Origin of the sequence: Flavobacterium adhaerens (genome assembly GCF_040045115.1) — a bacterium.
Taxonomy (GTDB): Bacteria; Bacteroidota; Bacteroidia; order Flavobacteriales; family Flavobacteriaceae; genus Flavobacterium; species Flavobacterium adhaerens.
The window spans coordinates 176,676-190,814 of sequence record NZ_JBDLZX010000002.1; the positions used below are offsets into that span (position 1 = coordinate 176,676).

Genomic DNA, 14,139 nt, shown 5'->3' on the forward strand with positions numbered 1-14,139 from the left:
TTTTTTTCAAATTTTAAAATCATTGGCCTTTTTTGAACGCTTATTTGTATCTTTGCGAAAATTTTAGAAAAAATACCAATATTATCTGCATTGAGTACAAATTCAAATCCCGTTTCTTTTAAGTCTATATATCTTGATTTCAAAGCAATAACTAAGGCTGGGTTAGCCATAAGTGTTGTTTTTTCTTCAATTGCTGGGTATGTACTTGGTTTTGATGATCTCCATTCTTTTAGTTGGCTGGTTTTGTTAAAACTTGCTATTGGGGGTTATTGTATGGTTGGAGCTTCTAATGCTTACAATCAGGTTATCGAGAGAGATTTAGATGCTTTGATGGATAGAACCAAAAATCGTCCCGTTGCATCAGGGAAAATGTCTCCTAATCTGGCGTTGTTTTTAGCTACTTTTTTAACCGTCTTAGGGGTGGCATTATTGTATAGTATCAATCCAAAATCGGCTATGTTTGGTGCGATTTCGATATTTTTATACACCAGTATTTATACTCCGCTAAAAACCCTTACACCTTTGTCTGTATTTGTTGGGGCATTTCCAGGAGCAATACCTTTTATGTTGGGTTGGGTTGCTGCTACAAATAGTTTTGGAATCGAAGCTGGAACTTTGTTTTTGATACAGTTTTTTTGGCAATTTCCTCATTTTTGGGCTATTGGTTGGTTTTTATACGAAGACTATGAAAAAGCAGGTTTCTTTATGTTGCCAACGGGTAAGAAAGATAAAGGGACTTCGTTGCAAATTATTTTATATACAGTTTGGTTAGTAATTGCTTCTTTATTGCCTGCTTTGGGTTATACGGGGCGCTTGTTTATCACTCCAATTGCAGCGGTTTTGGTATTGTTGCTTGGACTTTGGATGTTGTATTATGCTGTTCGTTTGTATCACATAAAGACAGCTAAAGCAGCTAGAACACTTATGCTGGTGAGTGTTTCTTATATTACGTTATTGCAATTAATATATATAGTAGATAAATTTTTAAGATAATATGGGAGTTTCAATTACAGCCGAAGAGTATAAAGCGAGAACGGCAAAATCGTATAAGTTGATGTTAATGGTTGCGATGGTAAGTATGACTATGATGTTTGCTGGTTTAACCAGTGCTTATGTCGTGAGTCAGTCAAGAGTCGATTGGCTTAAAGAGTTCCAATTGCCATCAGCTTTTTATTTAAGTACAGTTGCTATTTTGGGATGCAGTGTTGCTTTTCATCTAGCCAAAAAAGCAATTCAAAAAGACGAACATAAGAAAACAACTATTTTACTTTTGGCGACATTGGTATTGGCAATTTTGTTTGTAGTGTTGCAATTTGTTGGTTTTAGTCAAATAGTTGAACAAGGTTATTATTTTACAGGAAGTGCGAGTACAATTACTACAACTTTTCTGTATATTGTAGTGTTGGTTCACTTGTTGCACTTGGCAGGAGGTGTGATATCATTGCTGGTTATTATTTATAATCATTTTAAACAAAAATATAATTCAACTCAAACTCTTGGAATAGAACTAGGTGCGATGTATTGGCACTTTCTTGATTTCTTGTGGGTGTATTTATTTTTATTTTTATATTTCTTTAAATAAGAAAAAAACGTAAATTTGGGAACTTTTTAACGAATAACTTTTATGGAAGCGACAGTTACTACTGCAAATAGTGAAAAAACATGGGGAGGCGGAAATGAACCTTTAGGAGCTAGTTATGGTAAAATGATGATGTGGTTTTTTATCGTATCAGATGCCTTAACTTTTTCAGGATTCTTAGCTGCCTACGGATTTTCTAGATTTAAATTTATTGAAACTTGGCCTTTGGCTGATGAGGTGTTTACACATTTCCCTTTCTTACATGGAGTATCTGCTCCTATGTATTATGTAGCATTAATGACATTTATTTTGATTTTCTCATCTGTAACTATGGTTTTGGCTGTAGATGCAGGACATCAAATGAAAAAAGATAAAGTTGCACTTTATATGTTTTTAACAATCATTGGAGGTCTTGTTTTCGTTGGCTCTCAAGCATGGGAGTGGAAAAACTTTATCAAAGGTGAATATGGAGCAGTAGAGACAACAGGAGGTAGTTTGTTGCAATTCGTGGATAGAGAAGGTCATCGTCTTGCTTTAGCAGATTTTGCAAAAAAACTTCCAGTAGAAAGAGAACAATTAACTAGAGATAAATCAAAATGGTTTATGGAAGAATCGGCTATTCCTTCTTATACGGTAGCTGAAGTTCAAGCAGGTTTCAAAGAACATCCAGATGTTTTAGTACGTATAGAAACCCTAAGCAAAGACAAAAAGAAAGTTGTTCTTTCAAGAGAAGAATCTTTAGTGCGTATGGATCAAGCTAAATTGGTTATCGAAGGTGCAAATCTTACTCATAATGAGTATGGAAATAAACTTTTTGCTGATTTCTTCTTCTTTATTACTGGTTTCCACGGATTCCACGTAGTTTCAGGTATCGTAATTAATATCATTATTTTCTTTAATGTTTTATTAGGGACTTATGAAAAAAGAGGAAGTTACGAAATGGTTGAAAAAGTGGGGTTATACTGGCACTTTGTCGATTTAGTTTGGGTATTTGTATTCACATTCTTCTATTTAGTTTAATTATTTAGGTTATATTATTATGTCACACGAACACGTATCTAATACAAAAAGAATTTGGACAGTATTTGGAATACTTTCTTTGATTACAATAGTTGAAGTTGCATTTGGTATCGTAAGACCAGACGCTCTATATATGAACAATTTTTTAACAATGAATTGGTTAAACTGGTTGTTTATCATACTAACATTAGTTAAAGCATATTATATTGTATGGGCATTCATGCATATGGAAGGAGAAAAAAGCTCATTGAGAAATTCAGTGGTATATCCTTTGGTATTTTTGGTTTGCTATTTAATATTTATTCTTTTAACTGAAGGTGATTATGTATTTGAGGTTTTTAGAAATTCTACTATTAAATGGAATTTTTAATAAGATATTAATTCAAAATTAAAGGTATCCGTTTTACGGATGCCTTTTTTTATTTTAATACAATTAATTCTACTTCCTAATGAAAAAAAATATTGTTCTTTTTATCTTATTTGTATTGCCAATTGTAGCGTATTTGTTTTTTGCATCTGGTGTTAATAGCTTTACAAAATTACCCGTAATAACCACAAAGATTCCAGATTTGGGTGAGTGGAAATCGTTGAATGGAGAAAAAGTATCTTTAGATAATAAAATAACCATTCTGGGTTTTTCGGGAACCGAAATCCTTAAAAATAGAGGCAATTATTTTAACTTAAATGAAAAAATTTACCAACGTTATCATAAATTTAAAGATTTACAATTTGTTGTTTTGGCTCCGCTAGGAACAGAAAACGATGTAAAAGCCGTTATTCAAGCGTTAGGCGCATTTACAGATGTAAGTCAATGGCATTTCGTATTTGCAACACCTGTAGAAATTAAATTGTATTACGCTCAATTGAAATTAAAGGGTTCTTTAGGAAATGATTTTGGGACACCAAATGTTTATATTGTTGATAAGGAACGTAATCTTAGAGGACGAAAAGAAGTAAAAGATTATAAAGAAGGCTATAATACTTTTCATCCGTCTGAATTGAGTAATGAAATGTTGGACGATTTTAAAATCATTCTTTATGAATATCGTGCCGCTTTAAAAAAGAATCATAACGCAACAAAACAATTAGATGTTAAAGAATAAATCATATATCGGTATTTCCTTTATCATTCTAGTTTTTGGAATTTATGCAGTTCCGAAAATTATAGATAGAGTTCAAAATAATAGTATCGTTCAAGGTAATCGTTTGGATCAAGTTGGCGGTTCAAATACCGAAGATCATAAATTGGTTAAAATTGGTCCAGCGCCAAAATTTGAATTGATCAACCAGGAGAATAAAAAAATCACAAATGATTTTTACAAAGGAAAAGTGTATGTCTTAGAATTTTTCTTTGCGACCTGTCCTTCGATATGTCCAAAAATGAACGCCAATATGATTACTTTACAAAACACTTATTTTGGAAATCCAAATTTTGGCATCGTTTCTATAACAATAGATCCCGTTCATGATACTCCTGAAGTTTTAAAACAACATGCAAAATTACTTGGGGTTAAATCTGCTAATTGGAATTTTTTGACTGGCGATAAAGAGGCTATTTATAATTTATCAAACAAAGGTTTCAATATATATGTTGGCGAGAATAATAAGGTAGCAGGAGGTTTTGAACACTCAGGTCTTTTTGCTTTAATTGACAAAAATGGTAATATCAGATGTAGAAAGGATGATTATGGTAATCCTATTTTGTATTATGATGGTTTAGAAAAAAAAGGAGTAAGAGACATACAGCAAGACATTCAGATATTGTTAAAGGAATAATTAAGTTGTAAAAAGAAGTAATGAAGAATAATAATTTAGAACAAAAATATAATAAATGGATTGTGTTGTTATCAATTGCAATCCCTGCGGTAGTTGCAATCCTTTTTAAAGTAAAGTTGAAAGATTTTGGTTTCGATGTTGAACCGCTGTCTTTTTTACCTCCAATATATGCAACGATAAACGGAATTACAGCTTTTTTATTAGTTGCAGCTGTTGTTGCCATTAAAAATGGAAACCGAGAGCGACATGAATTATTGATGAAAATAGCTATTGGTTGTTCAATTGCCTTTTTAGTAATGTATGTTGCCTATCACATGACTGCAGATTCAACCAAATATGGTGGAGAAGGTTTTATGCGAGCGTTGTATTTCTTTATTTTAGTAACGCATATAGTGTTGTCAATAGTGATAATTCCGTTGGTTTTGATAACCTATGTTAGGGCTTTGGCTGAAAAGTTTGATAAGCACAAAAAAATTGCCAAAATTACATTTCCTATTTGGCTTTATGTTGCCGTAACTGGCGTAATAGTTTATATAATGATTTCTCCTTATTATGTTAGTTAGAAGCCAATTTAAGAACCAACAAAAAGTGATTTTATCTGTAATTTTCTTTTTAGGATTTTCACTTTATTCCTTTGCACAATGTTCAATGTGTAGAGCTGCTTTGACAGGTGATGAAAACAAAGTAAAGGCCGAAGCGATCAATGATGGTATTGTTTATTTGATGGTTATTCCTTATGTCTTGGTCGCCGCTTTAGGATATTATGTTTACCGAATGAAAAAAAAGAAATCTTAGATTCTTTTATCATTTAAAATATTTACCGATAAAAAAAGGCAGTTTCAGCGAAAGTCTTCTGAAACTGCCTTTTTTTATGATATTTGCTCTATTTTAAACCATCAATAGAAACATTTACTAAGCCGTTTACAGTTATAAAAGCTATAATTGCTTGATTGGTGAGGTCTATTTTTTGAAATTGGATGTTTTCCATTTTTCCATTAATAAACACGCCTGGCATTGGCGAGTAGTTGTTTAAATACAAAGCCATGTTCTGTTTGGCTTCTTCTAGGTTTTGTTTAATTGAATAACGGCAACTTTCCTGCATTTTTCTTAAAATAAGTCCTTGAGCGAGCCAGTTTGCAGTTCTCATTAACCTACTTTTGGTATCTAAAACATAATCCAATTTATCGAAATAAATTTCTTTAGTTGTGTCGTTGTATTGTGGAATACCAGTTAAATAAACCGTCCCGTTTACAGATCCTAAAAGGTCTAAAGCAATTACTATTTTCCCTTCTTTATGCCAAATCGCTACATTTTGAACTTTGACTTTTTTACTTCCAGATCCAAATTCTTGCCCGACAAAATTGGCAGTCATCAATCGAGATGCTTCTTGATAGGTAGATAGAGCTGCAATATTCGCTGCTATTTGATTAGGGATATTGTCAACTGCTTTTAGCGTTATTTTGTTTGGGTCAAATTTTGATTCGAGTTTTTTTCCAACCATGGTTTCCATGTTGCATTTCATACCCATATTGAGAATAAATGAATCCTTTTTTAACTTTGCATTGGTAGAATATACTTCTATCGGGACTATTCGGAGCCAAGTTTTATATGCTTCGCTCATTTCAAATGGTGTGCAAATTTTAGACAAAGCATCCATTACATTGGGTTTAAAATCCATAGAGTCTTCTATAGCTGAATCGATGCTTTTTTCAATATCTGTTTTAAATAAACTTATGGCAGGATTTATAATGTAAGTTACAGGCATGTTCTTCCCAAAAACTGTCATTGTTGGGCTTTCAACCCAGTCAAGAGATTTTAATTTGGTTTTTGAACTTAATTTCCAATTATTCAAACTAACATCACTTAACAAGGTCACTTCTCCGTTTAGGTTAAATTCTTGATTTTTGGTCAAATCGACCCCCATTGTTTTTGTGCCAATTCGATATTTTACCCAAACTTTTAAAGGGAGAACCGTTTTTATTTTGTTTCCCTCTTTTTCGGAGTTATTTGTGATTTGTATAGGAGCTTGCTTCCATATTTTAATTTCGATATTGTCATCATCTATTTTATTGTCTTCGTAGATTAAACCATTCATCAAAGCATTGGTTTGTTTTTCGATCTCCTTTAATTTGATGCTAACTGGAAGATTTATAAACGATGGAACACTGGTGTAAGTTAAGGGAACGGCATCATCGGGTTCTGGTTTTAGAGCTTCAATTCTTGAAGAAGTTGATGAGCAACTAATCATTAATGTAAGGATTAGTATAGATAGGCTTTTTTGATAAAAGTGTTTTAGCATTTTAACTTTTTTTGATAGCAAATTTAATTATTCATTCATATATTTTCAGATCAGCTTGTAACAAATTTGTTAATTTTATGTCTTATGTTTTTGAGTTGATTATTTTGTTAAATGGTCAATTTTACTTTGAGTGATTTTTATTTTTTTAATATATAATGTTATGATTGAAATTAAAGACTTACATAAATCTTATAAAATGGGACATGCAGAATTACATGTGCTAAAAGGAATTAATTTCAGTATAAAAGAAGGTGAGTTAGTTGCTATTATGGGTTCGTCAGGTTCAGGTAAATCTACTTTGTTGAATATTTTAGGGATACTTGATGAGGCCGATTCAGGACTTTATACATTGGATAATGTGCCAATTAAAAAATTAAACGAAACAATTGCTTCACGATATAGAAATAAGTTTTTGGGTTTTATTTTTCAATCTTTCAATTTGATAAATTACAAAAATGCATTAGATAATGTTGCCTTGCCTTTGTATTACCAAGGGATCAAAAGAAAAGAACGCAATGCTATTGCATTAAAATATTTAGAAAAAGTTGGTTTAGGAGGACACATTCATCATTTGCCTAGCGAACTTTCTGGAGGACAAAAACAACGTGTGGCAATCGCCAGGGCATTGGCTTCAAACCCAAAAGTGTTATTGGCCGATGAACCTACCGGAGCATTAGACACATTGACTTCTTATGAAGTTATGGAACTTATTCAGGGAATTAATGACGAAGGAAAGACCATTTTGATTGTTACCCACGAGCCTGATATTGCTGCAATGTGCAAAAGAAATGTTGTCCTAAAAGACGGACTTATTATCGATGATAAAATGGTAGAACAAGTTAGAGCATCATCTTATGTTTAATATAGAACGTTGGCAAGAAATATTCGAATCGATTTCTAAAAATAAATTGCGAACCTTTCTAACTGGAGTTTCGGTAGCCTCAGGTATTTTTATTTTAGTTATTTTGTTAGGAGCTGGAAAAGGACTTCAAAACGGTATCGAAAAACAATTTGAGCGCGATGCTAAAGGGACAATCGAAGTTTGGAGTGGGGCTACAACAAAAGAGTATAAAGGATTAAATCCTGGCAGACAAATTCAGTTAAGAAATAGTGATTATTCGCAAAGTGTTCAAAAATTTGAAGACAAATTAGATATAAGATCTTCAAGTTATAATTTTTGGGGGGCTGAATTTTCGTATGGAAAAGAATCAGGTTCTTATCAATACAGAGGGATTGATCCTGATTATGGATTGGTTGAAAATCTTACCATTGTACAAGGACGTTTTGTAAACAGCAAGGATCTTGAAAATAATGAGAAAGTGGCTGCTATTGGGATGAAAATTAAAACGGATTTGTTCAAAGATAAAGATGCAATTGGGAAAGAGATTTTGATTAATAAAATTAGTTTTAAAGTAATAGGAGTTTTTACAGACCCAGGAGGCGAACGAGAAGAAGCGAGAGCCTATTTACCTAGAACTACTGTTCAAAGAACTTATGGAGGTGGAGATAAAATAAGCAATTTGTTTTTTACCTTAAAAAAAACGGATGACTATGATGCAGCTTTGGCACAGTCTAAAAAGTTTACCGAAGATTTAAAATTTTTATTAAAAAGTAAAAATATAGTAGCTCCTGATGACGATAGCGGAATTGGAGTCTATAATTCTGTCGAAGACGTAAAAAGATTTTATGATTTAAACCTTTTTATCCGATTGTTTTTTTGGTGGGTTGGGATTTGTACCATAATTGCTGGTGTTGTAGGGGTGAGTAATATTATGCTGATAATTGTAAAAGAACGAACAAAAGAAATTGGAATCCGCAAAGCACTTGGCGCTTCTCCATTTTCTATCATTACGATGATTCTTCATGAATCAATCTTTATAACAACTATTTCTGGATTTATCGGCCTATTAGGAAGTTTGTTGCTGTTAGAATTTGTTGGGCCGATGGTACAGAGCGAATATTTTAGACACCCAGAAGTCGATTTTGGTGTGGCATTAACAACACTTTTTTTATTGGTATTCGCAGGTGCAATGGCTGGTTTTTTTCCAGCTTATAGAGCCGCCAAAATTAAACCTATTGTAGCACTTAGAGACGAATAATCATGTTTAAAAAAGATAATTGGGACGAAATTTTACAAGCATTGACAGCCAATGTTTTTAGAACTGTATTGACGGCCTTTGGAGTGTTTTGGGGAATTTTTATTTTGGTCATATTACTGGCGGCAGGTAAAGGTTTAGAAAATGGAATCAAAAAGGGCTTTGACGGAATTGCTACCAATACTATGTTTATGTGGAGCCAAACAACATCAAAAGCCTATAAAGGCCTACCTAAAACTCGTCGCTATGATTTTAGGAATAGTGATGTTTTGGTCTTGAAAGAAACATTTCCAGATTTATTATACGTATCACCTAGAAATCAATTAGGTGATTTTAATGGGACAAATAACGTAGTCAGAGGGACTAAAACCTCTTCTTTTACAATTTATGGTGATTACCCAGAGCTCATCAAGCAACAACCAATGGATATCACCAAAGGACGTTTTATCAACCATCAAGACATTAATGAAAGACGTAAAATAGCTGTGATTGGCAAGGGGGTTATTTCTGAACTTTATGAAAAAGAAGAAGAGGCAATAGGCACTTATATCAAAATTAATAATATCAACTTTATGGTGGTTGGGGTTTACAATTCTAAACAGCAAGGTGGTAATGCAGAGCAAGAGCAAAAAAATATTTTTATTCCTTTCACAACTTTTCAACAAGCTTTCAATTATGGTGACAAAGTAGGTTGGATGGCACTAACGGCAAAAGATGATAAATCTATTACCGATTTGAAACCCAAAATTTTGGAACAAATCAAAATACTGCACTCAGTAAATCCAGAAGATGATAGGGCAGTTGGTAATTTTGACTTATACGAACAATTTAACAAAGTGCAAAGTTTATTTAGTATCTTAAAAATCATAGCCTATTTTGTAGGAACATTGGTTTTGATTTCGGGTGTTATCGGAATTTCAAATATCATGCTTATTGTGGTAAAGGAGCGTACCAAAGAGATAGGAATACGTAGAGCTCTTGGAGCCACACCAGCGGCTATTCGAGGGCAAATTTTATCCGAGTCAATATTCTTGACAATTATTTCGGGTATGCTAGGAATTGCAGTTGCCACGGGAATTATTGCCGCTTTAAATATGATGTTAGATTCTCAACCCTCAGATGGCAATACCATGTTTGCAAATCCAAGTGTCGATTTGGGAGTTGTATTTGTTGCATTATTAATATTAGTAGGTTCAGGTTTGTTAGCAGGATTTATTCCGGCACAAACCGCAATCAATGTAAAACCAGTAGATGCTTTACGAACAGAATAAATTATCAATCAAAAAATAATCGATTAAACCAAAAACAAAATGAAAAAAGGAGTAACAGTAACTATTTTAATTTTTATCGCTTTAGTGTTTTTTGGCGCATTATATTATTTGTATGCCAAAAATCAAGAATCGCCAATTGTTTATAAAACTGAAAAAGCTGAAATTAAAACAATTGTGAAAAATACTATTGCGACAGGAAATATTCAGCCAGATGAGGAGGTTTTGATAAAACCAAATATTTCAGGTATTATCGAAAAAGTTTATATCAAAGCAGGTGAGCAAATTAAAGCAGGCGATATGATAGCTAAAATTAGAGTAGTCGCTAATGTTTCTAATGTAAGTAATACACAAAATCAAGTGCAAACTGCCAAAATTGCTTTAGATAATCAAGAAAAAGTATTTTTAAGACAAAAAACATTATTTGATAAAGGAGTAATCTCGGCCAACGATTTTGATGCGGCTCAATTGGCTTATAAGCAAGCCAAACAAAGTTATCTTTCGGCTAAACAAAATTTAGATATTGTAAAAACAGGTACTACTGCTAGTTTGGGAAGTTATGCCAATACGTTAATTCGTTCTACAGTAAACGGAATGGTTCTAGATGTTCCTGTAAAAGTCGGAAACCAAGTTATAGAAAGTAATAATTTTAACGAAGGGACTACCATTGCTAGCGTTGCAGATGTTGGGCGAATGATTTTTGTGGGTAAAATAGACGAGTCTGAGGTAGGAAAAATAAAAGAAAAAATGCCAATCGAGATAACAGTTGGTGCCATTGAAAATAAAAAATTTACTGCTGTCCTAACGTATATTGCTCCTAAAGGAGTTACTGAAAACGGTGCCATTCAGTTCGAAATAAAGGCATCATTAGAAAATACAGATGCTACTTTTATTAGAGCGGGTCTAAGCGCAAATGCATCTATTATTTTAGAAAAAGCAGATAAAGTTTTGGCTATAAAAGAATCACTAGTTCAATTCGATAAAAAAACTCAAAAACCGTATGTAGAGATCGAAACAGCACCGCAAAAGTTTGTTCGAAAAGATTTGGTTTTGGGTGTAAGTGACGGAATTTATGTCTATGTTAAGAGCGGCATCACGGCTTCGGATAAAATAAAAATTTGGAACCAAGGATTAATTACCGAAGAAGCTAAACCAAACTAATTTTCGATTATAGGTTTTGATGCAAAATAAAATATAAGTTAAATAAGTGTGAGATATTTGCGCTTTTATCCTAATATAAAATGAAAAAAAGAAATTATATAAGTATTGCTTTTCTTGTTCTTGCTGGGCTTTCTTCTCAAGCACAAACAAAGGTATGGACCTTAGAAGAATGCGTACGATATGCATTGGACAATAACATTACGATTAAAAATTCGGAATTGGACTTAGAAAATGCAGATATTAATAAAAAAGATGCATTTGGGAATTACCTTCCTGCTGTAAATGGTAACGCCTCTCATTCTTGGAATATTGGTTTAAATCAGGATGTTACTACAGGTGTGCTTAGAAATCAAACCACCCAGTATTCATCAGTAGGTATTAATGCAGGTGTAGATATTTATAAAGGTTTACAAAATCATAATACATATCAAAGATCAAAATTGTCAGTTATTGCCTCTCAATACCAATTATTGAAAATGCAAGAAGATGTATCGTTAAACGTGGCTAATGCTTTCCTTCAAATTTTATCATTCAAGGAAGATTTAAAAGTAAAAAAAGAGCAATTGAGCATAGACGAAAAACGATTGAAGCGTTCAGAAGAAATGGTAAATGCTGGGTCAATTCCACGTGGTGATTTATTTGATTTGAAAGCTACTGTTGCAACCGATAAGCAAAATATTACCGTATCGGAAAATAATTTATTGATTTCAAAATTGAGCTTGGCTCAACTTCTGCAATTAAAAGAGTTTACCGATTTTGATGTTGTTGATGATACCAATATTGCAGACGAAAACAGCATTATGTCGCAACAGCCTATCGATATTTATAATAAGGCAAAAGAAACAAGAACAGAGTTAAAACTCGCTCAAACCAATCTTGAAATCGCCGAAAAGAATGTTGCTATCGCAAAAGGAGCTTATCAGCCTACACTTACTGGATTTTATGCTTTTAATACCAGAGCCAGTTATAGTGATCAAGTAAAATTTGATTCTAACAATAATCCTTACACAACTGGTCCAGACCCAATACTAGATCAGTTTGATAATAATAAAGGACATAATTTCGGTCTTCAGTTAAACGTTCCAATCTTTAATGGTTTTTCGGTTCGTAATAATGTAGAAAGAAATAAGGTAAGTTTAGAGAAATCTAAAATCGATTTAGAACAGAAAAATTTAGACTTGCAACGCAATGTTTATACCGCTTTTACAGATGCAAAAGGAGCTTTGAATACCTATGAGTCTGCCACAGTAACTTTAGAAGCGAGACAACAGTCTTACAATTATGCTAAAGAAAAATACGATGTGGGATTAATGAATTCTTTCGATTTTACACAAGCTCAAACATTGTTGACTAACGCTCAAACTGATGTTATCAGAACCAAATACGAATACATGTTTAGAATAAAAATATTAGAATTCTATTTTGGAATTCCAATTGTCCCAATTTCTAAAAACTAGTTTACTATGTCAAAAAAAACAATTTATATTTTACTGGGAGTTGCAATAGTACTTATTGGTTTGTTGGTTGGATTGTCAAAAGCAGGTGTTCTTGGAAACAAAGACAAAGGAAAAGAAGTTGAAACTTCTAATGCCGAAGTTGGTACAATCATCGAAACGGTTTCGGCTACTGGAAAAATTCAACCCGAAATTGAGGTCAAAATGGCTTCAATGGTTTCTGGAGAAATAATCGATTTGCCTATAAAAGAAGGGCAGGTTGTAAAAAAAGGGGATTTATTGGTAAAAATTAATCCTGATTTATATACCTCTGGATTGAATAGGAGTGTAGCCAACTTGTCGGGTTCTAAAGCCGGATTAAGTCAGTCTGAAGCTTCTTATAATGAGGCTAAAGCCAATTACGAGCGAAATAAATTATTGTTCGAAAAAGGAATCATTTCTAAATCCGATTGGGACAAAGCTATTTCTACTTTTGAAGTTGCCAAAGCCAATAAACAATCGGCTTATTATAGTGTTCAAAGTGCCTCTGCATCAGTAAATGAGGCAAAAGATAACTTAGGAAGAACTGTTATTTATGCTCCTGCTGATGGAACAATTTCGGTATTGAATGTAGAACTTGGTGAAAGAGTTCTGGGAACGCAACAAATGGCAGGGACTGAGCTTTTGAGAGTAGCCAACTTAAATAACATGGAAGTTGAAGTAGATGTCAACGAAAATGATATTGTAAAAATAAAAGTTGGAGATTCGGCTAATGTTGAAGTTGATGCTTATTTGAAAAAACAGTTCAAAGGTATTGTAACCAGCATTTCTAATTCGGCCAGTTCGACTTTGACTGCAGATCAAGTTACTAATTTTAAGGTAAAAGTGAGAATCTTAAAAGATTCCTATAAAGATTTGATGGAAGGAAAACCTACATCCTATTCTCCGTTTCGTCCTGGTATGACAGCCACAGTCGATATTATCACCACAACTAGAACCAATGTGGTAAAGGTTCCTATCAGTGCAGTTGTCGTAAAATCGGATACAACAGCGGTGAATGTTTTGGATATGGCAGATTCGGATCAGACCAACAAAAAAGCAACTCCGAAAAGTGATAAAAAATATGAATGCATCTTTGTAAAAGTTGGCGATAAAGCTAAAATTAAAATTATTAAAACCGGAATTCAAGACGACACCAATATAGAAGTGTTGACAGGGTTAAAAAAAGGTGAAGTTGTCATTACTGGGCCTTACACCACAGTATCAAAAGATTTGAATTCGGGAGATAAAGTTTTTGTGCCAACAGCAGCCGATAAGAAAAAATAGCGTTTGAAACCCTTTTTATAAATGAATACAGAGCAGCACGTTTAGAGTTTTCTAGGCGTGTTTTGTTTTTTTATAAGAATTATAGAAATTCGATGTAAATTTGCGCCATAACCAGTATCTGATTTGTTTTGAATTGTACATAATTAAAATTCGAACTTCAGCAATCTAAAAACTAAAATCA

Annotated in this window: 15 protein-coding genes; 14 read left to right on the forward strand and 1 reads right to left on the reverse strand. The window is 33.1% G+C overall.

The genetic code is table 11. From position 1 onward, the window contains the following. The first annotated feature begins 90 nt into the window (after positions 1-90). The 8 genes from cyoE to ABEB18_RS03465 all read left to right on the forward strand — a co-directional run bounded on the left by cyoE (position 91) and on the right by ABEB18_RS03465 (position 5,170). Complete coding sequence (cyoE, locus tag ABEB18_RS03430) at positions 91-993, forward strand: heme o synthase (RefSeq protein ID WP_348797647.1); 903 nt, start codon at positions 91-93, stop codon at positions 991-993. Position 994: 1 nt separating this feature from the next. After that, positions 995-1,582, forward strand: a complete 588-nt coding sequence (locus ABEB18_RS03435) for a cytochrome c oxidase subunit 3 (RefSeq protein WP_348797649.1) — start codon at positions 995-997, stop codon at positions 1,580-1,582. Positions 1,583-1,624: 42 nt separating this feature from the next. Continuing rightward, on the forward strand, positions 1,625-2,599 hold the full coding sequence (locus ABEB18_RS03440; protein ID WP_348797650.1) for a cytochrome c oxidase subunit 3: 975 nt from the start codon (positions 1,625-1,627) through the stop codon (positions 2,597-2,599). Positions 2,600-2,618: 19 nt separating this feature from the next. After that, positions 2,619-2,969 (forward strand): cytochrome C oxidase subunit IV family protein, encoded by a 351-nt coding sequence (locus tag ABEB18_RS03445; RefSeq protein WP_348797651.1) that lies wholly within the window; start codon positions 2,619-2,621, stop codon positions 2,967-2,969. A 79-nt stretch (positions 2,970-3,048) separates the two neighbouring features. Beyond that, a complete protein-coding gene (locus ABEB18_RS03450; RefSeq protein WP_348797653.1) occupies positions 3,049-3,702 on the forward strand; it encodes a hypothetical protein in 654 nt (217 codons plus the stop codon). Next, complete coding sequence (locus ABEB18_RS03455) at positions 3,689-4,375, forward strand: SCO family protein (RefSeq protein ID WP_348797655.1); 687 nt, start codon at positions 3,689-3,691, stop codon at positions 4,373-4,375. Before ABEB18_RS03450 ends, ABEB18_RS03455 begins: the two co-directional genes overlap by 14 nt. A 20-nt stretch (positions 4,376-4,395) precedes the next feature. Beyond that, positions 4,396-4,938, forward strand: a complete 543-nt coding sequence (locus ABEB18_RS03460) for a DUF420 domain-containing protein (protein ID WP_348797656.1) — start codon at positions 4,396-4,398, stop codon at positions 4,936-4,938. Further along, positions 4,928-5,170 carry a hypothetical protein gene (locus ABEB18_RS03465; RefSeq protein ID WP_348797657.1) on the forward strand — a complete coding sequence of 81 codons (243 nt, stop codon included), beginning with the start codon at positions 4,928-4,930 and terminating at the stop codon, positions 5,168-5,170. Before ABEB18_RS03460 ends, ABEB18_RS03465 begins: the two co-directional genes overlap by 11 nt. An 88-nt stretch (positions 5,171-5,258) precedes the next feature. Here the strand turns inward: ABEB18_RS03465 and ABEB18_RS03470 are convergent, their stop codons facing one another. After that, positions 5,259-6,674, reverse strand: coding sequence for a DUF4403 family protein (locus ABEB18_RS03470; protein ID WP_348797659.1), 1,416 nt, complete (start codon positions 6,672-6,674; stop codon positions 5,259-5,261). Positions 6,675-6,834: 160 nt separating this feature from the next. Here ABEB18_RS03470 and ABEB18_RS03475 point away from each other — a divergent pair, with 160 nt between their 5' ends. The 6 genes from ABEB18_RS03475 to ABEB18_RS03500 all read left to right on the forward strand — a co-directional run bounded on the left by ABEB18_RS03475 (position 6,835) and on the right by ABEB18_RS03500 (position 13,958). Beyond that, positions 6,835-7,536 carry an ABC transporter ATP-binding protein gene (locus tag ABEB18_RS03475; RefSeq protein ID WP_348797660.1) on the forward strand — a complete coding sequence of 234 codons (702 nt, stop codon included), beginning with the start codon at positions 6,835-6,837 and terminating at the stop codon, positions 7,534-7,536. Then, positions 7,529-8,773, forward strand: a complete 1,245-nt coding sequence (locus ABEB18_RS03480; RefSeq protein ID WP_348797661.1) for an ABC transporter permease — start codon at positions 7,529-7,531, stop codon at positions 8,771-8,773. The genes ABEB18_RS03475 and ABEB18_RS03480 overlap by 8 nt, the downstream gene beginning before the upstream one ends. A gap of 2 nt (positions 8,774-8,775) precedes the next feature. Next, on the forward strand, positions 8,776-10,041 hold the full coding sequence (locus ABEB18_RS03485; RefSeq protein ID WP_348797662.1) for an ABC transporter permease: 1,266 nt from the start codon (positions 8,776-8,778) through the stop codon (positions 10,039-10,041). 39 nt (positions 10,042-10,080) lie between these two features. Next, a complete protein-coding gene (locus ABEB18_RS03490) occupies positions 10,081-11,199 on the forward strand; it encodes an efflux RND transporter periplasmic adaptor subunit (protein ID WP_348797663.1) in 1,119 nt (372 codons plus the stop codon). A gap of 80 nt (positions 11,200-11,279) precedes the next feature. Next, on the forward strand, positions 11,280-12,656 hold the full coding sequence (locus tag ABEB18_RS03495; RefSeq protein ID WP_348797664.1) for a TolC family protein: 1,377 nt from the start codon (positions 11,280-11,282) through the stop codon (positions 12,654-12,656). Between the two features lie 6 nt (positions 12,657-12,662). After that, entirely contained in the window at positions 12,663-13,958 is a 1,296-nt protein-coding gene (locus tag ABEB18_RS03500; RefSeq protein ID WP_348797665.1) for an efflux RND transporter periplasmic adaptor subunit, read from the forward strand. Positions 13,959-14,139: the final 181 nt, after the last annotated feature.